Here is a 22,511-nt window from a genome sequence, read left to right as displayed (position 1 = left end):
CTCTTTTAAGTAAGATCCCCCTAAACACGACCACGGAGGACGCAATGGAACTGAAAAACAGAATCTGGATAAACGGAAATCTTCAGTGGTTCGCCTACATCGGGGACGCCGAAGTCTTCCTGGGCTCCCGCGAGGTCCCCTCCCCACTGGAAGAGGGGGACAAGTGGACCAACGAGTACGGCGATGTCTTCCAGATCATCGACGGCGAGATCGTCCACCTGGAGAGGATCGAGCCGCCGCAGCGGTACTGGTAGCCTGCGGGTAAGCCGCAGCCCCTCGCTGGAGAATGACTCCTGAGGTGTTGCAATATTGTTGACATGGTATCTGTGGTATTGTAGGCTCGCTTATCTACCACGATCGGGGGATACCACATGAGACTTTCCACCAAAAGCCGCTACGGCCTGCGGGCACTTTTCGATATCGCCTACAACGCCGGTACCCAGCCGGCCCAGATCCAGGACATCTCCCGCAGGCAGGAGATCTCGCCCAGGTACCTGGAACAGATCTTCCAGGGGCTCAAGAAGAGCGGGATACTGAAGAGCAAGCGCGGACCGCAGGGGGGGTACTGCCTGGCCAAGCCTCCCGAGGAGATCACCGTGCGTGCCGTCATCGAGGCGACCGAGGGGGACACCCTCATCGTCGACTGCGCCGGTAAGAAGAACCGCGAGTGTACCTTCGACGGCGGCTGCGTCACCCAGACGGTCTGGGAAGAGTCCAACGCGAAGCTCAATGAGTTCTTCGACTCCATCACCCTCAAGACCCTCTGCGACCGGGGGGAGGCGATGGGGATCAAGCGGGAGCAGGACCACCGCTTCATGTACTTCATCTAGCCTCTTCACTTCCGTTTCATCTTCCCCCTGAAAAGCTATCGCCCCCTTCCCTCCCGTCCCCCACCCCCTCTTCCGCCGGGGGGGACGGGAGGATTTGCCCTCACCCGGCCCTCCCGCAAGGGGGGCGAGGGATTATACCAAGGGGCCGGCACCCTTCCGGCGATGCCGCCATCCAGGAGCCACATGGAATCCGTTAACGATAAGTACGCCAAGCTGCAGGTAATCCTCACGGAGATGGGGTCGCTGGTGGTCGCCTTCTCCGGAGGGGTCGATTCGACCTTTCTCCTGAAGGCGGCGCTCGATACCCTCGGCAGCGAGAACGTCGTCGCGGTGACCGCGACCTCGCCCACCTACCCGGAGTCCGAGTTCGCCGAGGCGAAGCGGCTGGCCGGGTCGCTGGGTGCCCGCCAGCTGGTGGTGGTCTCCAACGAGCTGGAAATCCCCGGTTTCAGCCACAATCCCAAGGACCGCTGCTACCACTGCAAGAGCGAGCTTTTCCGCATCTGCACGGACAAGGCCCGCGAGCTCGGGCTCGCCTTCGTGGCAGACGGCAGCAACACCGACGACCTCGGCGATTACCGCCCGGGGCGCACGGCGGCCTGCGAGCTGAAGGTCCGCTCGCCGCTTCTGGAGGCGGGGCTTTCCAAGGGAGAGATCCGGGAATTGAGCAAAGGGCTGGGGCTTCCCACCTGGAGCAAGCAGGCTTACGCCTGCCTGGCCAGCCGCTTTCCCTACGGGACCGAGATCACCGAGGAGCGGCTGGGGCAGGTCGAGAAGTGCGAGGAGTTTCTCAAAGCGGAAGGGTTTACCGTGTACCGGGTGAGGTTTCATCTGGAGACCGCGCGGATCGAGCTCTCCGAGGAGGAGCTGCCTCGCATGCTGGAGCCTTCGCTCAGGCGCCGGGTGGTTGATTTCTTCAAAGCCTGCGGGTTCACCTACGTCTCGCTCGATCTGCAGGGGTACCGGACCGGCAGCATGAACGAGGCGTAGGCGGGGAGCTCCGCTATTCCCGCAACTTGGCGATTGTGATGGTGAGGACGCCGTACTCGCACCCGGCGTTGAGGGTATCGGTATCGAGCCCCCCCTGCAGTGCGAAGCTTCTCTGGAAAGGGCCGAAGTAGCGTTCGATCCGGTGGAAGTTCTCCTTCTTGATCTCCTCCGTGTGCTTCCTTTCCCCCTTCACGGTCAGCACGCCGTCGTCGATCCTGATGTCGATCTGCTTCAGTTCCATGTCCGGAAGCTCTACCTTGATGGTGACCGTGGCGTCGTCCTCGTAGATGTCGGCGGCCGGGTGCCAGACCCCTTCCCGGAGCTCCTCCCCCACCTCCCTGGTCCAGGCCATGTCCAAAAGCCGGTTCATCTTGTCCTGCATGGTCCGGAGTTCGCTCAACGGGTTGTAACGTACGATCGCCATCATTGCCTCCGTCACGGGGAATCGGTCCCCCGAAAATTGAAAGGGAGGGGGCCGGTGCAGCCCCCTCCCTGTTTCTTGCCTTGCCTTGCGGGCCTTAGATGCGTTTTCCTTTGGGTACGGTGTGTTTCAGTTTCTTAGAGCCGTCGTAGAGTTGCTGCTTGATCAGTTCCCGTTGCGCCTTCAGGTCTTTCTTCTCGTAACTGATCTCGAGGTCTGCCTCAACCTGCTGTGCCAATCTGTCGATAGTTTCTTCCTGGTTCTTTGCCATGCTAACTCCTCTTAAACCTGTTGTTAACGACGACGCACTCTATCTGTTTGGCCCTACTCGTACCTCCTTTTTGGTTTCCCAAATCATAGCAGTTTCAGCTGGTTTTGCAACCCTATCATTTACCTTGAAAGCCCGCCGCCGGTTAGGCTAGTATGGCGGGAATGTCAATCGTGAGGAGAGTTTATGCTGCAGTACAAGGTAGTCGAGCTGGGCAGCGTCACCGAGGATATGATCGAGGAAACCTTGAATGAATGCACCCGCGAGGGATGGCGTTTTGACAGCATGCAGTTCGCCATGCGCGAGTCCCAGCGCCGCCCGTCGATGGCCTTCGTGCTCTTCACCCGCGAGGTGGCCGAGTGAGTGAGCAACGCGAGACCCTTTTCCTTCTGGACGGCTCCTCCTACATCTACCGCGCCTATTTCGCCATCCGCCATTTAAGCTCCCCCAAGGGGTTCCCCACCAACGCCCTCTACGGCTTCACCCAGATGCTCCTGAAGGTGATGAAGGATCATGCGCCCGGTCACGTGGCGGTGATCTTCGACGCCGGCCGGGCGACCTTCCGTCACGAGATCTATCCGGAGTACAAGGCGACCCGTTCGGCCATGCCCGACGACCTCTCCCCCCAGATCGAGCCGATCAAGCAGATGGTGCGCGCCTTCAACATCCCGGCCCTGGAGCTGGCGGGGTTCGAGGCGGACGACATCATCGGCACCATCGCCAAGAAATGCGAGGCGCAGGGGATGGATTGCGTGGTGGTGACCGGCGACAAGGACCTGATGCAGGTCGTCACCGAGCACGTGACACTTCTGGACACCATGAAGGACAAGCGCTTCGGGATTCCGGAGGTGCGCGAGAAGTTCGGGGTGGATCCCGGCAAGGTGATCGACGTCCTCGGGCTTTGGGGGGACACCTCCGACAACATTCCCGGCGTGCCGGGGGTAGGCGAGGTGACCGCCAAGAAGCTCATGGCGGAGTTCGGCTCCCTGGACGAGCTTTTGGCGCGGGCCGGCGAGGTGAAGGGGAAGACCGGGGAACGGCTGAAGGAATTCGCCGACCAGGCGCGCCTCTCACGCACGCTGGCCACCATCGACTGCAATGTCCCCATCGAGTACAGCTTCGAGGATTTTGCCATCTCGCCTCCGGACAACCGGCGGCTGACAGAGCTTTTCCGGGAGTACGGCTTCACCACGCTGATGAAGGATCTCACCAGCTCCCCGACCCTTGCCTGCGACCAGTACCGGGTGGTACTGACCGGCGCCGAGCTGGTCGAGCTGGTGGAGCGGTTACGGAAAGCTCCCTGCTTCGCCATCGACCTGGAGACCACGAGCCTCAACCCGATGGAGGCCTCCATCTGCGGGTTCGCGCTCTCCTTAAAGCCCCACGAGGCCTTCTACGTCCCGGTCGGCCACCGCTACCTGGGGGCCCCGGAGCAGCTTTCCCTGGAGCGCGCGCTTGAGCTTTTGGGGCCGCTGCTCACCGATCCCGCCCTTCGCAAGGTCGGCCAGAACCTCAAGTACGATTACCAGGTGCTCAGGCGGGCCGGGGTGAAGATGGAGGGGATGTGGTGCGACACCATGCTGGCCGCCTACCTGGTGAACCCGGCCCGGAGCAGCCAGGGGCTGGATGCCCTCTCGGTGGAGTACCTCGACCACCGGATGATCTCCTACCCGGAAGTCGCCGGCAAGGGTAAGGGGCAGATGAACTTCTGCGAGGTCGACCTCGACCGCGCCGGCCCCTACGCCTGCGAGGACGCCGACGCCACCTTCCTTTTGCACGAGATCCTCCTTCCCAAGGTGAAGGAACTCGGGATGGAGCGGCTTCTCTTCGAGACCGAGATGCCGCTCATGGAGATCCTCGCCGAGATGGAGCTGACCGGCGTGAAGCTCGACCTCGAGCTGATGAAGGAGCTCTCCACCAAGTTCGGCAAGGAGCTGGTCGAACTGGAAAAGCGGATCCACGAACTGGCGGGGGGGAGCTTCAATATCAACTCCCCGAAGCAGCTGGGCGAGATGCTCTTCGTCCGCATGCAGTTGAGCACCGGCAAGAAGACCAAGGGGAAGACCGGCTGGTCGACCAACGTCGAGGAGCTGGAGCGGCTGGCCGAGGAGCACGAGATTGCCAAGCTCCTCCTCCTCTACCGCAGCGTCTCCAAGCTGAAATCGACCTACACCGACGCCCTCCCGAAGATGGTCGATCCGGTGAGCGGCCGGGTGCATACCTCGTACAACCAGGCGGTTACCAATACTGGGAGGCTTTCCTCCTCCGATCCCAACCTGCAGAACATTCCGGTGCGGGGCGAGGAGGGGCGTGGCATCCGCAAGGCGTTTGTCGCCGAGCCGGGATCGGTCATCCTCTCCGCCGACTACTCCCAGATCGAGCTCCGGGTGCTCGCGCACCTCTCCGGCGACGCGGTGCTCTGCGATGCCTTCGCCAACGGCGAGGACATCCACCTCCGTACCGCCTGCGAGGTCTTCGACATCCATCCCGCCTTCGTGACCGGGGAGATGAGGCGGCAGGCCAAGGTGATCAACTTCGGTGTCATCTACGGGCAGGGTGCCTTCAGCCTCGCCAAGGAGCTCGGGGTCACCCCGAAGCAGGCCAAGGCCTTCATCGACAGCTACTTCGAACGCCACGCCGGGGCCCGCGCCTTCCTCGACCGCTGCATCCAGGAGGCCGAGGTCTGCGGCTTCGTCACCACTCTCTTGGGGCGCAGGCTCTCCATTCCCGATATCGGGAGCAAAAACGGCAATATCCGCGCCTTCGCGCAGCGAAACGCCGTCAACTACCCGATCCAGGGGTCGGCCGCCGACATCATCAAGGCGGCCATGATCGCGGTCACCGAACGTATGAAAGCGGAAGGGGTGCAAAGCCGGCTCATAATGCAGGTCCATGACGAACTGGTCTTCGAGGTACCCGAGACGGAAAGGAGCCTGATGGAGGAGCTGGTCAGAACCGAAATGGAGGGGGCGATCAAGCTGGCGGTACCGCTCAAGGTGGATCTCAACTTCGGGGCCAACTGGAGCGAGGCACACTAATCCAACCCCATCCTCACCCTGTCCCTCCCCTTGAAGGGGAGGGTACCTGGGGGCGCTCTCCCCGTATTTCCCCGATCTACATCGTTTAGTGGCCAGACCCTGCCCACCATTCCCTTCCTGACGTCGACTTCCCGACCATCGGCGGGACCTGTCAACCCGATCAGCACGGGCACGGGGTGGCCTCCCTGCGCCTGAGTGAAAGCTCCCTTGCCTGCCCCCTCGGGCACCCTAACGAGTGAGGGGACAGCCTCAGACTGCATCGATACTTAAGTAAAGACGGGAAGAGCCGATTAATAAGGAGTGAGATGGCTCCGGTTTACAGGCCGGGCCGTTGCGGTAAACTGGTCGTCGTCACCGGTACTTAGGCAGACGGAGAACTTCTATGTCGGCAACACCGTCCGAGTTCGAGGATTATTTCCAGCCGGGAACGCGGGTGAGGATCTGGGTCCCCCTGGCGGATGGCCGTTCCTTTCAGGAGTGGGGACGGGTCCGCTCGCTTGATGACGACCTGGTCGAGGTCGAGCTATCCCGCGACCTCCTCCCCCAACTGGCCACCCTGCAGCCGGGAAGAAGCGCCCAGGTCGGGATCTTCGACAACCCGCAGGGGCTCGGCTGCCGCGGGAACATCGACGGGTGGTCCGCCTCGCAGGGGCTCATGCTGCGCCTGTTCGGGGCCATGGCACCCTTCGAGCCCCGGGAGTTCTTCCGCCAGGACGTGAGACTCCCGATCGATTACCGGATCCCCCCCACCCAGGTGGTCGAGGAGGTGATGGAGCACTGGCGGCAGTCCCGCTGGAACCTCGAGTTCGCGGCTCAGGAGCCGGAACTGGACGAGTCCGAGGAGGTCGCCGAACTCCGCCACGAGTTGCGGGCCCAACTGAAGCACCGCAGGGAGGCGACCGAGACCAGGGCCAACCTGAGCGGAGGCGGCATCCGGTTCACCATGCCCGAGGCGATCCCGCTCGGCACCCTGGTCGAGATCGGGATCTATCTTCCCAACCCGGGGCGGATGGTGGAGACGGTCGGCGAGGTGGTGAACGTCAAGCCGGTGGACGGCGGCTTCGGCACCGCCTTCCGTTTCCGCTTCATCGAGGAGGCCGACCGCGACCGGGCCATCGGTTACCTGGCTGCCCTGCAGCTGTGGCAGCTTTCGCAGCTACCTCCCCGCGGCGTGGTGGTAAAGGACGAGCCGCTCAGCCGGCTGGCTTACTGGGGGAGGGTGGCTCTCGCCCTCCTGGTGCTGGGTTCCTTTCTCGGGTGGCAGGTCCGGGCGGCGATACTCGCCCATGAGCGGGGGGAGAAGCACGTGATCGAAAAGGTTTTCGAGCAGGGGATCTTCGACTACCTCAAGCAGCGCCACTGACTGTCTCTATCGCCGACTACCTCAAGCAGCGCCACTGACCATCTCTATCATTCGACTACCTCAAGCAGCGCCGCTGACCATCTCCATTGCATCCTCTATCATGATTTCAAGCTCCGCCAGCAGTATCTCCTTGATCCCCAACGCCTGGGCTTCTGCGGTGGCTGCCAGCATGAGGCTATTGTCGGGCGGCCCGCCGATACCGACTTTCCGGCAGGTGTGATCGACAAGCCGGATCATGCAGAGGAGCACGTCCGAAAAATCGGCATCCTCCCTGTGGTGGTCCCGCACGATGTTGCAGTACAGGTCAGGAAGGTTCCATTTCTGCAGGAGGGCATGGCCGGACTCGGTGTGCATGGCGCTCATGATCTCCGCGGTCAGCTCCCGCGACACCCCCTTACTCTCCGGCTCGGCCAGCCACAATCCCTCCAGTACCTTCAGGATGAGGAGGTTCCCGATGTCGTGCAAAAGTCCGGCGATGAAGGCCTCCTGGGCGATGTGCTTGTAGCCGATCTTGTCGCTCAGCCATCTCATTCCCATCGCCGAGCCGATGGCGTGCCGCCAGAGCACCAGGGCCTGACTCTTCAGGCCGGGGACGGTCAGGCTGTGGTAGCTACTCTGCTGGGAGGCGACCATGGCGACGCTGGCGATCTCCTGGGCCCCCAGCCGGATCACCGCCTCGGTGATGGTGGTCACCTTGGCGAGCCCGCTGAAGAGCGCCGAGTTGGCGAGCCTCAGGATCTGGGTGGTGAGCGCCTGGTCCTTGATGATCAGCCCGACCACCTGCTCGATGGTGAACTCCTTGGTGGCGAGCACCCCTTGCAGCTTCACCGCGATGGGGTGGAACATCGGCAGGTTGAGAGACTCCGATTCAAGCTGCTCCTTGATCACCTCTACGAACGGGCGCGTCGTCATGACTTCCTCCGGTGCAACAGCGTGCTGAAAGCTTTCCGCTATTCCCCCAAAAGCCTTCTGATCTCGGCGATCGGCCTCGGCTTCCCGATCCTCGGGAGCAGGCGGACCGTGTCCTGCAGGGAGACTGCACCGCGGGAAGCCAGGGAAAGTCCCGATTCCAGGAGGGTCACCATCCCGGTGGTTTCGGTGGAGATCTTCCTCACCTCGTAGGAGGTCTTCTTGCTGAGGACGGCGTCCTTCACCAGTTCGTTGGGGATCAGCATCTCGAAGACGCCGATCCTCCCCTGGTAGCCGCTGTAGCGGCACTTGGCGCACCCTTTCCCGATCAGGAACTCGGCGCCGCGGATGTCGAGGTTGCTGTAGCCGATCCTCCTCAACTCGTTGGGGGTGGGAAGATAGGGCTCGCTGCAGGCCGGGCAGACCCTGCGCAGGAGCCTTTGGGAGAGGACGCAGACCACCGTGGAGGCGATCAGGAACGGCTCGATGTTCATGTTCATCAGCCGCAGCAGCCCGCCGACGCTGTCCTCGCTGTGGAAGGTGGTCAGCACCTTGTGGCCGGTGAGGGCGGCCTGGATGGCGGTCTCGGCCGAGAAGTTGTCGCAGATCTCCCCCAAAACGATCACGTCCGGGTCCTGGCGGACGATGTGCCGGAGTGTCTCCTCGAAGGTCACCCCGATCTTCTGGTTGATGGAGCACTGGGCGATCCCCTCGATCACGTACTCGACCGGCTCCTCGGCGGTGACGATGCTCGTGTGGAGGTTGTTGAGGTAGTGGACGCAGCTGTAGAGGGTGGAGGTCTTTCCGCTGCCGGTGGGGCCGGTGACGATCAAGACGCCGCTTGGGCAGTCGACCGCGTCGTCGATGAAGTGGTCGAGCATGCGGGGGGGCATCCCGATCTCCTTGAGGTCCAGAAGCTGCTCCCCTTTCTTGCTCAGGAGCCTCAGCACGATCTTCTCGCCGTAGATGGTGACGTAGAAGGAGACCCGCATGTCGAGGGTGATGCCGCTTTTGGCGCTTTCGTAGCAGATCCGGCCGTCCTGGTGGCGCCGGCGCTCGGCGATGTCCGCCTCGGCCATGACTTTGATCCGGCTGCAGAGGGGAAGCGCCAGTTCGCGAACGAAGTCCTTGTAGAGGGTGAGCATGCCGTCGCGGCGGAAGCGGACCCTGAGGACGTTGCGCATCGGCTCGATGTGGATGTCGCTGGCCCGCTCCCTGAGGGCCTCCTCGAAGATGGAGTTCACGATCCCGGTCACCGTGTGCTCGTCGGTGGCGGGCCCCTCCGCCTGCAGGTTCCCCCGCTTTAGCGTCGTAAAGGCGTCCCGGATCCCCTTGGTGGTGGCGATGGCGAAGACGGTGTTGGCACCGAAAAGTTTCTCGGCCGTCTTCCTGGTCTCCATGTTGAGGGGGTCGGCGATCGCCACGACGATCTTCCCCTCCTCCTGCCGGACCGGAATGAAGCAGTGCTGGACCATGAAATGGGGGGGGACGCGGGCGAGGAGGGTGCGGTCGACGTCGTCGGGATTGACGTCGAGGTAGCGGAACCCGAGCTGGTAGGCGAGCGCCTCGGCCAGGGTGTATTCCTCGATGAAACGCTGCTCGACCAGGATCTCGCCGAGCATCCTGGCGTTCTCGGTCTCCTGCTGGATGGCGAGCGCCGCCTGCAGCTCGGCCTGCTTCAGGTAGCCAAGTTCCACCAGCAGCGCGCCGAGCTTGACCGAAACGATGTTGCTCCTGAGGGTCTCCCGGAGCTGTTCCCGGGAGAAGAAGCGGAGCTCGAGCATGACGGCCAAAAGGGTCCGCTGGGAGACCAGTTTCCCCCGGACCCTCTGCGCGTATTTCAGCCGCGTCTGGTCGAGGACTCCCGACTTCACCAGCAGTGCGGCGATCTCGAGCCCTGAGTCGATCGCCCCGTCCTTACGCTCCGTACCACCGGTACCGGCATCTTGAATCATGGAAACTCCTTCGCCGACGGCGGTTGACGCGCCCTGGCTGGGAGACTCTTCATTGACATGGGCTGGGATTCCTTGGTATTATACCATGCCTCATTGGTGCTGTTTAATGTTAGTCGGAAGGCTTTATTGCTATGAAAAAGAAACAGACTCCTCAGCAGAAGGAAAAGGAATTCTCGGTCTCCCCGTTCAAGGCCCTCAAAGGGGTGGCCGTCGCCGGGGAAGCCGAGCCCAACGGGCAGGCGGCCAAGGGCGGAGCCAGGCCTTCGGCACCGGCCAGCGCGGCGAAGCCGGTCAAGGGTGCCAAGGGTGCCAAGCAGAAGGAGCCCCGGCCGGTGGTGAAGAGCCGCGAGGAGATGGAGGACGAGCTTTTCTTCTTCGATGCCATGGACGGCGTACGCCGTATGGACCAGCCCCACCCCGCCCCGGGGAAGCCGAAGCTCCAGCCGCCGGTCAAGACCAGGCGGGACGAGGAGGACGCAAAGGTCTTCCTGCAGGCCGTCGAGGCCCTCAGGATGGACGTCCGCTTTTCCGACCAGTTCCCGGACGAGGATCCCTCGCCCCGGCCTGCTCCGGTCAACCGTCTGCGGCAGCTGCGGCGAGGAGCCATCCGGGTCGACCTGCAGCTCGACCTTCACGGGCTCACCAAGGACGAGGCGCTGGAGAACCTGGACCGTTTCGTGCGCGGCGCCTACAACCGGAGGCAGAAGGGGGTACTGGTGATCACCGGGAAGGGGTACAACTCCGACGGTGAGCCGGTGCTGAAGGCCGCGGTCGCCAAGTGGCTCAGGGAAAACGGCAAGGGGATGGTCTCCGAGTTCGTCCAGGCCCCCAACGACATGGGGGGAGGCGGCGCAGTGGTGGTCTTTTTGAAGGAAAAGAAAGAGGATGAGCCGGCCCCCGAGTAAGGGGGGCTGCCGGCAGTAACCCTTCCAGGAAGAGGCATCGTTTGAAATCCCCGGATAGCTACAGCATCGGCATCGACCTCGGCGGCACCAAGACCGAATCGGTCCTCCTCGCCCCGGACGGCTCGGTCCTCCTCCGCAAGCGGAGGGCGACCCCGCTCGAGGATGGGTACCACGCGATCGTCTCGTCGGTGGCCGGTATGGTGGCCGAAGCCGCGGCGGAGGTGCCCGCGGGGAGCCCGCACACGGTCGGGATCGGCATCCCCGGTTCGGTGGATGCGGCGAACGGGCTCGTGCGCAACGCCAACTCGGTCTGCCTCATCGGGCGCCCGCTGCAGGCCGACCTGGAAGGGCTCCTCGGGCGGCCGGTGAAGTTGAGAAACGACGCCGACTGCTTCACTATGGCGGAGTGCCGCATGGGGGCCGCCGCCGGGTATCGACTCGTCTTCGGCGTGATCATGGGGACCGGCTGCGGCGGGGCCATCTATCTCGACGGCGAGGTGCGGGAAGGCCCCCATCGCATCTGTGGCGAATGGGGGCACGTCTCCGTCGACCCGCTAGGGGCTCCCTGCTACTGCGGCAACCGCGGCTGCGTGGAGACCAAGATCAGCGGCTCGGGAGTTGAGCGCGCCTTCTTCGAGCGGTACGGCGAACGGCTGAGGATGGACCAGATCGTGGAAGGGGCGCGTAGCGGAGAGAGCCGCTGCCATGCCGCCTTCGGCACCTTCCTGGACGACTTCGGGAGATGCCTGGGAGGGCTGATCTCCATTCTCGATCCCGACGCCGTGGTGCTGGGAGGGGGACTCTCCAACATCGACGAGCTCTACAGCACCGGTTTCGAGCGGGTGCGGCAGTACGCCTTCCACGATCGCCTGCAGACCCCTCTCCTCAAAAACAAGCTCGGCGACTCCGCCGGAGTCTTCGGCGCCGCCTGGATCGGCGCGAGCTGAAACGGCGGCCCTCCCCGGGAAGAGGGTTATGGCCCGCTTCGTTTGTAAACCCCCATCCCTTTGCTATATTTTGTGAATTGCTGTGCGGGAGGATCACCACGGGAGCCGGGGAGGAATCTATGCTGAGCGAGCCGGGGAAAAAGGTAAGAATCCTGTATCGTTTGACGGCGGCCGACGGGAAGGCGCAGCCGGCCGGTGAGTGGGAGACGGCCGATTACGTGTCCGGGGCGGGGAGCATCCCGCCGTCGCTGGAGCGCGCGGTGGCGGAAATGCGGCCAGGAGAGCGGCGCTCCCTGAGGATTCCGGCCGAGGAGGCGGGAAGCCACCCGCTGGTCCCGGCCATCGTGCGTGAGACCCCTCCGGGGATCGCTTACGATTTCGGCCCGGGGGACGGGGGGGATGTCGACGAGTTCATCCCGCGGCGTCCCCGCGCGGCGCGCATGGCAACGCCGCCGGGGAGCGACCTGTACCTGGAGGTCGAACTGGTGACTAGAGACGAGCCGGAGGAGAAGTAGCCCCCCGGCCCTGTTGCTACATTTTTTCCTTAACGCTCCGGATCTTGTCCTCCATCGTCTGGTTGCGGTCGGTCCGGGTGCCGAGCTTGATGGTGGTCGTCACCCGGGGCGCGCCCATCTCATGCACCACCTCGTGGCAGCGCTTGACCGCGGCGAACACCTCGTCCCACTCCCCTTCGATATTGGTGCCGTAAGAATGAAGCGCCGTCTTCAGTCCCGATTCCGCGAGCACCTTCTGGCAGGCGGCGATGTAGGGGGAGAGGGAGACCCCGACCCCGAGAGGAACCACGCAAAGATCGACCAGTACCTTCATATCTGTATCTCCTTTGAGCTGGAATTTTCTTCAAGGGGCAATAGTACTTCACCCCAAGCCGCCGCTCAAGCCATAAACACAGCATCCACCCCCACCTGTCCCGCTCTTTCCTCCTCTCTCACTCCTTCTATCTGAGCCGTCGCTTCTCACTACTAACTCGCGAGATCCTTTTCCGCCTCAAAGAAAAAAGACAAGCCGGCGCCTTTTTCTCACAATTCTCAAGATAATGCCGATTTAGCCGAAAAGAGTGAAGAATCTCGAACCGCCGATGGTTACGCTTTGAGCTGAAGCCTTGAACCTTGGAGCCGTTGGGAGACGCAGTTACGAGATGCCCGGTGACTGCCGGGGACAGGGGAAAGGAAGTCGCTATGAGATGCTTGATCGCAGAGGATGAGAATCTGGCCCGTGAAACGTTGAAGTTTTTCCTTGCCGAGTACGCCGAGGTTGAGACGGCGACCGACGGGAGAGAGGCGGTCGAGCTTTTCGGTTCCGCCCTCGCGGCGAAAAAGCCATTCGACCTGGTGCTGCTCGACATTCTCATGCCGGAGATGGACGGCCAGCAGGCGCTCAGACAGATGCGCCAGCTGGAACACGACCAGGGGATCGATGCGCAGGGGAAGGCGGTCATCGTCATGACCACCGCGCTCACCACCCCGGAAGCCATGGAAGAGGCTCTCTGGGACGGCGACTGCAACGATTTCGTGGTGAAGCCGGTATCGCGCGCCGACATCCGGGGAGTGCTGACCAAGTACCGGCTGATCTGAGGGGCGCTAAGCCCCCTGCCTCACTGAGGATAGGACCCATGAACGAGGAATTCTCCCGGTTTTACCGGAGCCGCATCAAGCAGTCGATCGACGACGACCGGCTGCAGATCGCCCAGGCCTTCCATGAGCTCATCAAGGCGAAGGTGCGCGTCGACCTCCGGCTGGTCAACTACTACAAAGGGCTTCCCATCAACTACCCGGCCTCCCTGGTGGAGGTCAGCCGCGGCGCCCTCGAAGTCGACGTCCACCAGCAGCAGGCCGTGGCCCTGGAACATTCGGGCTTCACCTTCATCAAGTGCGATCGCTTCGATTGCGCGATCCTGGCCGAGGTCCAGAACGTCAACGTCCGGAGGATGGCGGCCTCGCTCAGGAATTTCGTGTTCGTCGACATCATGGCCGAACGGCGGAGCGCGTTGCGGCTCGAGCTGGAGCCTCCCATGGAGGCGGAACTTCTTCTCAGCACCCAGTCATTGCCGGGACGGATCCTCGATGTATCGGTGGGGGGCGCCTCCATCCGGATCGACGAGCAGGAGTTCCAGGACGGGGCCGAACTCAAGCTGCGGCTGGTCTTGCCGGACCTCTTGCAGAATTCGGTATGCCGGGTGGAGGTGGAAGGAAAGCACGTCGCGACCAGCAAGGTCGACGATGCCACCATCTGTCGTTTCATCGTCAGTCCCAACGTGCAGGGGGAGTCCATCATCTCCCGCTTCATGTTCCAGCGTCAGGTCGAGCTCATCCGCGAGCTCAAGGAGAAAAGCCAGCTCTGATACCTCCCCACCGGCAAAATTCCCGCCGATTTCCCCAACCGTTTCCCCTTCGAGTCGCCGGTCCCCCGGTCCCTCCTGCCTTCCGCAATGCCGTAACTAATCCAGATACTCTTTGAGCATGGCGATGCGCTTCTTGGTGAGCCAGGTCCGCCAGCTTTCTTCGCTAACCTGGGGATACCTCAGGTGGCCGAAGGTCACCCAGGCCTCACGGTATTTGAGCCAGATCCTTTGGGTGAGCTTGATGCCCGGCTTTGTCACGCTACCCCATTGAAAATCTTTCTGCCCCTGGATCTTTCCATATACCTCGTTCAATTCCCTGTCGGCCTTGGTGAACTCCGCATTGGTGAAGTGCGGGAGCTTTCCTTTCTCAAACCGCATGATGCTGGTCACAAAATCCTTGGAAAGCTTCGATTCCTCCTCGATCTGAAGGGCCGCCCGGGCAGTGCCTGTCGTATCGACCTCGTTCCTAATTCGTGCTTCCGAAAACTTTTCGAAGGAGTGCCTGAGGAGGGCGAACCCCTGCTTATCCCGCTCGCTCCACTTGGCAAGGATGCCGTCCACTTTCCGTTTGAGTTTCGCGTCCGCAAACCGTTGCTCGCGTCCGGCGCAGTGTCCTTGCATGTAGCCGCTCGTGATGTCGTCGCAGAGATCGAACGGTTTACCATCGCTTCCTTCTTTGAGATCGACAAGATGCTGGATCCGGTACCTCATCTCGGCAGGAGCTCCCTCGAGCTTGCATGCGAACTTGATGGCGGCATCGGGGTTCTTCTTCACCCCTTTCCCGTTCGCGTAGATCATCATGAGGATGGCCGATCCTCCGAAAACGTGCTCGTCTCCCCGGTCCATCTCGAGGTAGGCACAGTGGCGCGCTTTCACCGGATCGGGGGTGATGTCGAAGCCGTAATAGAGGTTCGCCGACTCACACCCCGCGAGAGCTTTTGCGCTATTCGCGTCGGGCCGATCTTTGGCCGGGAGCGGTATCCTTTCCGCATCCTTGCAGACAGCTTCCCACCCATCGTCGCCGCCAAAGCTTTGGATCGGGAGTGCCATGCACACCAGGAAGAGTACGAACAGGAATGCTTGCCTCGTCATCTTTTCGAGAAGCCGGTGCCGGCGGCTGTTGTGAAGGTCATTCATTCACTCTCCAATAAGGGGATAACCCAACGGGATCTTTAGGAGGCCGGCCAGCGGCGCCGACCACGAGCCTCACCGGCGGGGAAGCGAGGTCCACATTATCAACGGCTTCATGGATGGTGGCGGTGCTTCTCATATGAGGCCAGGCGTGGATTGGGTGGAATATATAGATGTTCATTATCGTTGTCAAAGGAGAAGGGCGGTAACGGGAGAAGGAGGATTCGGCACCAGGATAAATTTACGGTAAGAATGCCGAAGCGTTAAGGGGGGACGGATGAGCCGTGCGCTGCGGGCAAAGACAATTTTCTTGCCTTTTCGCGGAGCCTCGCTACACTTGCGAATATTGCGGAGTGATATTTTACTCCCCCACTGTCGTACTGAAACGCGCAAGGAGGTTCCATAGTCATGGAGAAAAGAACAAAGGTTTCGATGCTTTGCACGGCGTTGCTGTTACTGGGCGCCCTTACCCTGGTCCAGCTTTCCGGCTGCGGCGGAAGCGGAGGCGGGGCCAGTACCGGGACGGTTACCACCGCCCTTACCGATGCCCGCTCCTTCGGATCGTTTTCCAGCGTGCATGTAAAAGTGGTCAAGGTCGTGGCCGTGCGGGCGGGGCAGGAAAACCTCATGGACACCGACCCCAACCTGCCGGTTATGGCCACCCCAAATGGTAGTAGCGGTATCGACGTCGACCTCATGGATTTCCACTTCGTCCCCCAGATCCTCGGGACGGCCACGCTCCCTGCCGGGACCTACACCCAGATCCGCCTGATCCTCGCCGCCAACCAGCAGCCTAACCTGGTGAACTACGTGGTGAGGACCGGCGATCCGACCAAGGTTCCCCTCACCACCCCGAGCGCGCAGCAGACCGGGCTCAAAATCAACGGCAACTTCACCGTCACTGCAGGCTCTTCCAGCACCCTGCTGATCGACTTCAACCCGGCCGCGGCTATCGTCAACGCGGGGAACTCGGGACAGGTGATCCTCAAACCGACCGGGGTCAAGCTGGTGCAGATCTTCGGCTCGCTCAGCAATGCCGGGGCGGTGGTGGGGACCATCAGGTCTCCCGCCTTCAGCAAATGGTCGAGCGCCACGGTCACCGTCGTCCCCCGCAACCCCGACTCTTCCACCGTGGTCAACAGCATGACCGTCTTCAGTAACCTGAGCAGCGCCGGTTCCGGGATCTGGAAGACTTCCTTCTCGGCGTTCCTGCCGCCCAACGGCAGTTCCGCCATGGCCTCCGCCCAGTACAAGGTATTCATTCAGGGGTATGGCAGCGGAGCGGCGGCAAACGGCGTCTTCAAGCTCTACTCCTCTCCGGCGTTCACGATTGCGACCGGCGAAGACACCACGCTGCCGCCCGATGGCAACGCCTTCCTCACCCCGTGAGGGGCGGGGGATAACCACCAGTAGACGCTGACGAAGAAACAAGAAGGGCGGCCCTGTCTCAGCAAGGGGCCGCCCTTTTTTTGGGCCATAAACCCGGCATCTGCTCGCTTGTCTGAGCTCCGCCGGGTGACTTCAGGGGGGAACGAAATGGTGAATCGCCAGGTAGGATTGTCAGGCTGCCGTTCTAAGGGGTTTTACTTCAACCGTGATTCGCTCCGCTAGTGCGATCTCCGCACATTCGAGATCGTATCTCGCCTGCAGATTCATCCAACTCTGAGCGTCGGTTCCGAAAAATCGTGCCAGCCGCAAGGCGGTGTCGGCGGTGATCGATCGTTTCCCGGCACAAATCTCGTCAATGCGGCGCTGTGGCACCGAGATAGATTTTGCCAGCCGGTAGCGGGTAATCCTCATCGGGGTGAGGAACTCTTCCAATAAAATTTCCCCCGGATGCACGGGAGGCAGGTCACGCGGTGTCATTGTTCACCTCTTCAGTGGTAATCGGTAATCTCGACGTCGAAGGCGTCGCCATCCCAGCAAAAGCATATCCGCCACTGGTCATTGATCCTGATGCTCCATTGTCCCGTACGGTTTCCAGATAGTTGCTCCAGCCGGTTGCCTGGGGGAATCCGCAAGAACTCGATGGTGGCCGCCGCGTCGAGTAGCTTGAGCTTTCGTTGGGCGGAACGTTGTACGTCTTGGTGAAGTTTCGCCGAAAACCGCCCTCGAAACAGCTTTTCCGTCTCTTTGTCGGCGAATGATCTGATCATTTATGGATAGTAACGGGTGGCGATAGTACTGTCAAGCTAGGAAGTCCGGACGCACTCTGCTGACGGGTGCCATCGCGGGGCGAGGGGAGGAGCAGTGGGAGTAGCAACAAAAAGGGCACGCCGGGGCGTGCCCTATTCTGATGGTGCCGGCTTGGGCCGGTCAGGTCGCGCAGTTGATGATGGCGTTGATCCTCCGGTTCATCTGCCGGCCGCTGGCGGTGCCGTTGTAGGCGATGTTGTGGCTGGAGCCGTACCCTTCGGCGGTCAGGCGGCTGGGATCGATGGAGAAATGGGCCGCGAGGTAGTTGACGATGCTTTCGGCCCGCGCCTTGGAGAGCCTCATGTTCTCTTCGGTGGTTCCGGTATTGTCGGTGTGCCCCTGGATGACGGCGGTGGCGGCGGGATGCTCCTTGAGGTAGGCGCCGACCCGGTCGACGGCCTCAAAATCGGCGGGGCGGAGCTCGGCGCTGCCGGTGTTGAAGTGGGCGTTGAGGGTCATGCAGAGCGTTTCGGGGGGACCCATGAAGGCGGTGACGTCGAAGGCGCAGTCGATGATGGCGTCGATCCGCCGGTTACGCTGCCGGCCCGGATCCGTGGAGTTGGTGGCCACCGGGTAGGACTTGCCGTACCCCTTCGCGCTGAGTCGGTCGGGGGCGATGCCGTAGTCGTCTTCCAGTTCCTTCACGACGCTCTCGGCGCGTGCCTGGGAGAGTTTGAGGTTGAAGTCGTCGCTCCCCACCTCGTCGGTGTAGCCGGCGATGACGGCCGTGGTGGTCGGGAAGCGTTGCAGGAAGGCCCCGACTTTGCGGACCTCGTCCCGGTATTCGGGCCTGATCTCAGCCTGGCCGATGTCGAACTGGATGTTGAGAGCGACGCAGTTCTTGGTGTTGGCCGCAGGTGCTGCCGTTGCCACCGGCACCGCCATCGGGGCCGCCTCGGCCATCGGCTGGGACTGAGGCGCCACCGCTGCCGCCTTGGTGCCCGGCTCGCCCATCGCCATCAGTTCTTTCGCCTTGGCCGTCGCTACCCGAGCCATGGCCGCCCCTTCTTCGGTGTGGCAGGCGCGATAGACGTCGTAGGCGTCGTCGTGGGCCTTCTTGGCTGCCTGGAAGGCCTCGGGGTTCGATTTGTCTTTACCGGCGGCCTGGGCCGCGTCCAGGGCCCGATCGGAATCCTGCATTTCGGTCCGGATCAGGTGCCCCGGTACCGCGTTTCGCTTGCTGTTGACCTCGTAGTTTGCGCAGCCAGCCATCATCAAGACGGCCAGCCCGGACAGATAGAGCATGTATCGTGATCTCATAGCGTACCTCCTTCTTGTATGCGCCATCCCGCATATTGCATCCGGTAAGCCCAGGCCCATGTCAGAAGACGAAACAAAAGGTTCTTTCGCCAATAATGATAATGATATCTCTTATCGTAGTTAGACTCAACCCGCATGCTCACACAAAAGTCGATTTTGTCCGTGACAGATGTCCCTGCCTGGTGCTATGTCCAGTGACAGAGAGGCGGTGTGCCTGTGACCGCCGCAAAGACAGAGCCCATTCCCTATGAGGTCTCCATGCCCAGTCTCATCCTCAAATGCGTCTTAGGAGCCTTGGCAGTGCTGGTCATCGCACTGTTCTCCCGTAGCCGGAACTTTTTCATCGCCGGCCTGGTTCCCCTTTTCCCCACCTTCACCCTGATCGCCCACGGCATCGTCGGCAGCGAGCGCCCCCCCGCCGATCTGCGGGCCACGGCGCTTTTCGGGTTGTGGTCGCTCGCCCCGTACGCGGTCTACCTGCTGGTGGTCTACTGGCTGAGCGTCCGCGCTTCGCTGGCCGCCACGCTGCTGCTGGCCACCTGTGCCTGGACCGGTGCCGCCACGGTCCTGCTGGTTGTCTGGCCGAAGGTGCAAAGCGGGTGAGGCGTTCGAGGAGAAAAACGAGCCGAGTGGTCACATTTGTCTTGCCAAATTAATTCTAATTTTATATTGGTGTCGTCTTCATCGTGCACAGTGGGGATGCCATGGAATGTGATACCAGAACCAGGGACGAACTGATCGCCGAAATAGAGGCCCTCCGCGCCAGGCTGATCGAGGCCGAGGGGCGCGCCTGCGTTGCCGCCTTCGCCGCCGTCGACGGCAACGAGTGCGATGTCTCGCTGCACCTTTTGCGGGAGAGCGAGGAGCGGCAGCGGATGCTGGCCGGATCGCTGGAGCTGGAGCGAAGAACCCTCGAAGCCGTGCTGAGCAGCCTGCCGGTCGGTGTCTGGATCGCGGACAAGCAGGGGTGCCTGGTGGGAAAGAACCAGGAGGCCGACAGGATCTGGTGCGGTACGGCGCCGCTGGTGGAGAGCCAGGAGGAGTACCGGCAGTACCCTTCCTGGGACGCCGCCACCGGCAAAGCCACCGAGCCGGAGGAGTACCCGCTCGCCATGGCCTTGGCCACGGGAGAGCCGGTCGAGCCGGTCGAGTACCGGATCCGGCGCTTCGACGGGACCGAAGGGGTCGTGCTGGCCTCGGCAGCTCCGGTCCTCGACCGTGCCGGAGATCTCCTGGGGGCGGTGGCGACCAACCTCGACATCACCCAGCGAGCCTCCTTCGAGCGGGCACGCAAGATGGCCGACGAGAAGATCCTCCGGCAGAACGTGCTCCTCAACGGCATAGGAGCCATCCTCCGCGCGGCGCTGACCTCGAAGAGCGAACAGGAGCTGGCCACAGTCTGCCTCCGGATGGCCGAGGAAGTTACCGGGAGCCGGCTCGGCTTCATCGGCGAGCTCCGGGAGGACGGGCTGGTACACGATATCGAGACGGAGGGTGCCGTCGGGGATGCCTACGCCCTGAACGGCTCCGCGGACCCCGGCCGTCCCGCCCCCCTCAGGTTGCACGGACTGTACGGCGAGGTGATCGTGAGCGGCAGGGCGCTCGTTACCAATACCCCCGCCAGCCATCCCGCCTGCGCCGGAGTGCCGCCGGGACATCCCCCCTTGCAATCGTTTCTGGGCGTCCCGCTCATCCACGGTGAAAAGACTATCGGTCTCATCGCCCTTGCCAACCGCGCAGGGGGGTACCGGGAAGAAGACCTGGAGGCGATGACCAGGCTGGCGGACGCCACCGTCCAGGCCCTGATCCACATGCGGGCCGAGGCCTCCCTGCGCGGCAGCGAGCTCCGGCTGCTGACCGCCCTCGAGGGGGGGAAGATGGGGATGTGGGAGTGGGATTTCACCAACCACCGCTCCTTCTGGAGCCCGATGGAGTACCAGCTCCTCGGCCTACCGGCCGGCGATGGCGAAAGCGATTCGGACGTCTTTTTCCGCCATGTCCATCCCGAAGACCAGGAGCATCTCAAGACCTCGATACAGAGCGCGGTGAATCTTCGCGACCATTGGGAGCACGAGTTCCGGGTGATCCGCGCCGACGGGGAGGTCCGCTGGCTGGTCGGCGCGGGGTACGTCCTCGAGGAGAGTAAGGGCAAGGCGGTAAGGATGATCGGGATCAACTACGACATCACCGAGCGCAAGCAGCTCGAGCAGGAGCTTCGCCTGGCCCACGACACCCTCGAGCAGCGGGTGCGGGAGCGGACGGTGGAGCTCCAGGCCTCCAACCGCGAGCTGGAATCCTTCTCGTACTCGGTGACCCACGAGCTGGGAGCGCCGCTGCGGGCGATGAACTCGTTCAGCCACATCCTGATGGAGGATTACGGGGAGCTCCTCGACGACGAGGGGAGGAACTACCTGACCAAGATCTCGGCCGCCGCCTCGCGGATGGGGCACCTGGTGGAGGATCTCCTCAAGCTCTCCCGGGTGACCCGCCGGAAACTCAAACGCGAAACGGTGCAACTGAGCGAACTGGCCGAGGAGGTGGTCTGCAACCTGAGGATTCACTATCCCCAGCGGGAGGTGAAGGTCACCATTGACGGCGGTGTCGAAGGGCACTGGGACCCATCGCTCGCCAGCCTGGCCCTGCAGAACCTGATCGGTAACGCTTGGAAGTACACCGGGAAGATCGCCAACCCGGAGGTCCACTTCGGAAGTTACAGCGATGGGCGGGAGACCGTCTACTTCGTGCGCGACAACGGCATCGGCTTCGAGATGTCCTACGCGGACAAGATCTTTCTTCCCTTCGAGCGGTTGCACAAGATCGGAGAATACGAGGGGAACGGCATCGGGCTAGCGACCGTGCAGCGGGTGATCGCCATGCATGGCGGCAGGATCTGGGCCCAGGGGGCGGCGGGGGAGGGGGCGACCTTCTTCTTCACGGATGGGTGGCGCGGCTACGAGTACGGGGATGGCGGACTGGCCATGGGAAGCTGACGGGAGAGAGGGGGCCGTACATGCTCGTGCGGGATCCTCTCTCCCGTCCTGGTTACCACCGCTCCTTAGGGGGAGCGAGCGATTCGTTGTAGGCGTGGTCCCGGCAGCGAACCTTTACCGGGATCATCGTTGAGAAAAACCACCGTCCCTTTTCCCTGCGGAGATCCTTCAGGGTGTCCAGCACGGCGACTCCAAGGTAGTATCCGACAACTGTTGCACTGACGATCACTATCGGTTCCATAATTGTCCCTCCTCAGTCACAGCTGCTGCCTGCAAGCGTTTGTTTACCGGTAACAATATTCATGCCAGCGGCGGCGCGGACCGTGCCGGCGGGATAACGGCCCGAAATGGCGGCGGTTCCTCCCGCCCAAAGCGGTGCGGGCTCCGCGACGAGCTCCCCGAAGGGGTGCAACTTTTAAACTGCCTGCCGCAATCTGCTCACTCCATGATTACTTCCTCGACACGGCACCGCTTTTCTTGATCTTTTTTTTCCCCCGTATACTCACCCGCGTTTCGCGAAGCTCATCATGCAGTGTGGGAGATCCCCCACTGTCACAGCACCTTTCCCCCTTTTCCCGTCGCTGGCTGACGTCCGGTTGACATAGGTACCACGCGGGATATCGTTACTGGGTTGTCGTTGGGAGAGAGAATCCGGCTGGTCAAAGGAGGGAGACATGTACGGTAAGGATCGGATCTATAAGAAGGTGGAAGTGATCGGTGTTTCGCCGAAGAGTGTCGAGGCGGCCATCGAGGCTGCGCTTGGCAAGGCAAAGAGCTCAATCGACAAGCTCTCCTGGTTCGAGGTCGAGGAGATCCGCGGGCACATAGGAGAGGACGGCACGGTAGCCGAATACCAAGTGACGCTCAAGGTTTCCTTCCAGCTAAAGGATTAGCTCGCCCGCCGAAACGACGGCCCCGCGGCGCCACTGCGGGGCCCGTTGCGGTGCCA

25 protein-coding genes are annotated in these 22,511 nt (G+C 62.3%); 15 read left to right on the top strand and 10 right to left on the bottom strand.

Annotation, left to right across the window (positions count from 1 at the left end; genetic code table 11):
* Nucleotides 1–44 precede the first annotated feature (44 nt).
* From L4X63_RS02050 to larE, 3 genes are all read left to right on the top strand, one after another.
* A complete protein-coding gene (locus L4X63_RS02050) occupies nt 45–254 on the top strand; it encodes a hypothetical protein (RefSeq protein WP_250676917.1) in 210 nt (69 codons plus the stop codon).
* Nucleotides 255–371: 117 nt separating this feature from the next.
* Complete coding sequence (locus tag L4X63_RS02045; RefSeq protein ID WP_250676916.1) at nt 372–830, top strand: RrF2 family transcriptional regulator; 459 nt, start codon at nt 372–374, stop codon at nt 828–830.
* A 183-nt stretch (nt 831–1,013) separates the two neighbouring features.
* Nucleotides 1,014–1,820, top strand: coding sequence for an ATP-dependent sacrificial sulfur transferase LarE (larE, locus tag L4X63_RS02040; RefSeq protein ID WP_250676915.1), 807 nt, complete (start codon nt 1,014–1,016; stop codon nt 1,818–1,820).
* A gap of 13 nt (nt 1,821–1,833) precedes the next feature.
* Here larE and L4X63_RS02035 read toward each other — a convergent pair whose 3' ends face one another.
* Together L4X63_RS02035 and L4X63_RS02030 are read right to left on the bottom strand one after the other, a co-directional pair.
* Nucleotides 1,834–2,244: an Hsp20/alpha crystallin family protein gene (locus tag L4X63_RS02035; protein ID WP_250677871.1), complete on the bottom strand. Its 411-nt coding sequence runs from the start codon at nt 2,242–2,244 to the stop codon at nt 1,834–1,836.
* Between the two features lie 94 nt (nt 2,245–2,338).
* Nucleotides 2,339–2,512 (bottom strand): hypothetical protein, encoded by a 174-nt coding sequence (locus tag L4X63_RS02030; RefSeq protein WP_250676914.1) that lies wholly within the window; start codon nt 2,510–2,512, stop codon nt 2,339–2,341.
* A 183-nt stretch (nt 2,513–2,695) separates the two neighbouring features.
* Between L4X63_RS02030 and L4X63_RS02025 the strand changes: the two genes are divergently transcribed.
* The 3 genes from L4X63_RS02025 (at nt 2,696) to L4X63_RS02015 (ending at nt 6,910) form a co-directional block, all read left to right on the top strand.
* Entirely contained in the window at nt 2,696–2,872 is a 177-nt protein-coding gene (locus tag L4X63_RS02025) for a DUF4177 domain-containing protein (RefSeq protein ID WP_250676913.1), read from the top strand.
* Nucleotides 2,869–5,547 carry a DNA polymerase I gene (gene polA / locus L4X63_RS02020; RefSeq protein WP_250676912.1) on the top strand — a complete coding sequence of 893 codons (2,679 nt, stop codon included), beginning with the start codon at nt 2,869–2,871 and terminating at the stop codon, nt 5,545–5,547. The genes L4X63_RS02025 and polA overlap by 4 nt, the downstream gene beginning before the upstream one ends.
* Nucleotides 5,548–5,929: 382 nt before the next feature.
* On the top strand, nt 5,930–6,910 hold the full coding sequence (locus tag L4X63_RS02015; protein WP_250676911.1) for a PilZ-like domain-containing protein: 981 nt from the start codon (nt 5,930–5,932) through the stop codon (nt 6,908–6,910).
* A 60-nt stretch (nt 6,911–6,970) separates the two neighbouring features.
* Here L4X63_RS02015 and L4X63_RS02010 read toward each other — a convergent pair whose 3' ends face one another.
* Nucleotides 6,971–7,822, bottom strand: coding sequence for an HDOD domain-containing protein (locus L4X63_RS02010; protein ID WP_250676910.1), 852 nt, complete (start codon nt 7,820–7,822; stop codon nt 6,971–6,973).
* Nucleotides 7,823–7,860: 38 nt separating this feature from the next.
* Nucleotides 7,861–9,774 (bottom strand): GspE/PulE family protein, encoded by a 1,914-nt coding sequence (locus tag L4X63_RS02005; RefSeq protein WP_250676909.1) that lies wholly within the window; start codon nt 9,772–9,774, stop codon nt 7,861–7,863.
* 131 nt (nt 9,775–9,905) lie between these two features.
* Here L4X63_RS02005 and L4X63_RS02000 point away from each other — a divergent pair, with 131 nt between their 5' ends.
* From L4X63_RS02000 to L4X63_RS01990, 3 genes are all read left to right on the top strand, one after another.
* Nucleotides 9,906–10,679 (top strand): Smr/MutS family protein, encoded by a 774-nt coding sequence (locus tag L4X63_RS02000; RefSeq protein WP_250676908.1) that lies wholly within the window; start codon nt 9,906–9,908, stop codon nt 10,677–10,679.
* A 41-nt stretch (nt 10,680–10,720) separates the two neighbouring features.
* Entirely contained in the window at nt 10,721–11,626 is a 906-nt protein-coding gene (locus L4X63_RS01995) for an ROK family protein (RefSeq protein ID WP_250676907.1), read from the top strand.
* Between the two features lie 119 nt (nt 11,627–11,745).
* Complete coding sequence (locus L4X63_RS01990; protein WP_250676906.1) at nt 11,746–12,141, top strand: FKBP-type peptidyl-prolyl cis-trans isomerase; 396 nt, start codon at nt 11,746–11,748, stop codon at nt 12,139–12,141.
* 16 nt (nt 12,142–12,157) lie between these two features.
* On the opposite strand, the gene L4X63_RS01985 is transcribed toward L4X63_RS01990, so the two are convergent.
* Nucleotides 12,158–12,454: an MTH1187 family thiamine-binding protein gene (locus tag L4X63_RS01985; RefSeq protein ID WP_250676905.1), complete on the bottom strand. Its 297-nt coding sequence runs from the start codon at nt 12,452–12,454 to the stop codon at nt 12,158–12,160.
* 368 nt (nt 12,455–12,822) lie between these two features.
* On the opposite strand from L4X63_RS01985, the gene L4X63_RS01980 reads away from it, so the two are divergent.
* The gene (locus L4X63_RS01980; protein ID WP_250676904.1) at nt 12,823–13,218 is read left to right on the top strand and encodes a response regulator; all 396 of its coding nucleotides are present in this window, start codon (nt 12,823–12,825) and stop codon (nt 13,216–13,218) included.
* Between the two features lie 38 nt (nt 13,219–13,256).
* Nucleotides 13,257–13,985, top strand: coding sequence for a PilZ domain-containing protein (locus L4X63_RS01975; protein WP_250676903.1), 729 nt, complete (start codon nt 13,257–13,259; stop codon nt 13,983–13,985).
* 96 nt (nt 13,986–14,081) lie between these two features.
* Here L4X63_RS01975 and L4X63_RS01970 read toward each other — a convergent pair whose 3' ends face one another.
* Complete coding sequence (locus L4X63_RS01970) at nt 14,082–15,122, bottom strand: lysozyme inhibitor LprI family protein (RefSeq protein ID WP_250676902.1); 1,041 nt, start codon at nt 15,120–15,122, stop codon at nt 14,082–14,084.
* Between the two features lie 402 nt (nt 15,123–15,524).
* Here L4X63_RS01970 and L4X63_RS01965 point away from each other — a divergent pair, with 402 nt between their 5' ends.
* Complete coding sequence (locus L4X63_RS01965; RefSeq protein WP_250676901.1) at nt 15,525–16,505, top strand: DUF4382 domain-containing protein; 981 nt, start codon at nt 15,525–15,527, stop codon at nt 16,503–16,505.
* 171 nt (nt 16,506–16,676) lie between these two features.
* Here the strand turns inward: L4X63_RS01965 and L4X63_RS01960 are convergent, their stop codons facing one another.
* From L4X63_RS01960 to L4X63_RS01950, 3 genes are all read right to left on the bottom strand, one after another.
* Nucleotides 16,677–16,982 carry a HigA family addiction module antitoxin gene (locus tag L4X63_RS01960; RefSeq protein WP_250676900.1) on the bottom strand — a complete coding sequence of 102 codons (306 nt, stop codon included), beginning with the start codon at nt 16,980–16,982 and terminating at the stop codon, nt 16,677–16,679.
* An 11-nt stretch (nt 16,983–16,993) separates the two neighbouring features.
* The gene (locus L4X63_RS01955; protein WP_250676899.1) at nt 16,994–17,272 is read right to left on the bottom strand and encodes a type II toxin-antitoxin system RelE/ParE family toxin; all 279 of its coding nucleotides are present in this window, start codon (nt 17,270–17,272) and stop codon (nt 16,994–16,996) included.
* Nucleotides 17,273–17,432: 160 nt separating this feature from the next.
* A complete protein-coding gene (locus L4X63_RS01950; protein WP_250676898.1) occupies nt 17,433–18,572 on the bottom strand; it encodes an OmpA family protein in 1,140 nt (379 codons plus the stop codon).
* Nucleotides 18,573–18,830: 258 nt separating this feature from the next.
* Between L4X63_RS01950 and L4X63_RS01945 the strand changes: the two genes are divergently transcribed.
* Nucleotides 18,831–19,175 carry a GlpM family protein gene (locus tag L4X63_RS01945; protein WP_250676897.1) on the top strand — a complete coding sequence of 115 codons (345 nt, stop codon included), beginning with the start codon at nt 18,831–18,833 and terminating at the stop codon, nt 19,173–19,175.
* A 101-nt stretch (nt 19,176–19,276) separates the two neighbouring features.
* Entirely contained in the window at nt 19,277–21,562 is a 2,286-nt protein-coding gene (locus L4X63_RS01940) for a GAF domain-containing protein (protein ID WP_250676896.1), read from the top strand.
* 52 nt (nt 21,563–21,614) lie between these two features.
* On the opposite strand, the gene L4X63_RS01935 is transcribed toward L4X63_RS01940, so the two are convergent.
* The gene (locus L4X63_RS01935) at nt 21,615–21,803 is read right to left on the bottom strand and encodes a hypothetical protein (RefSeq protein WP_250676895.1); all 189 of its coding nucleotides are present in this window, start codon (nt 21,801–21,803) and stop codon (nt 21,615–21,617) included.
* Nucleotides 21,804–22,236: 433 nt separating this feature from the next.
* Here L4X63_RS01935 and L4X63_RS01930 point away from each other — a divergent pair, with 433 nt between their 5' ends.
* Nucleotides 22,237–22,455, top strand: coding sequence for a dodecin (locus L4X63_RS01930; RefSeq protein ID WP_250676894.1), 219 nt, complete (start codon nt 22,237–22,239; stop codon nt 22,453–22,455).
* The last annotated feature ends 56 nt before the right edge of the window (nt 22,456–22,511 follow it).

Origin of the sequence: Geomonas sp. Red32 (assembly GCF_023652955.1) — a bacterium.
In the GTDB taxonomy this organism is placed as follows: domain Bacteria; phylum Desulfobacterota; class Desulfuromonadia; order Geobacterales; family Geobacteraceae; genus Geomonas.
Note: the sequence above shows the minus strand (reverse complement) of the source record. Positions and strands in the feature narration are given on the sequence as shown.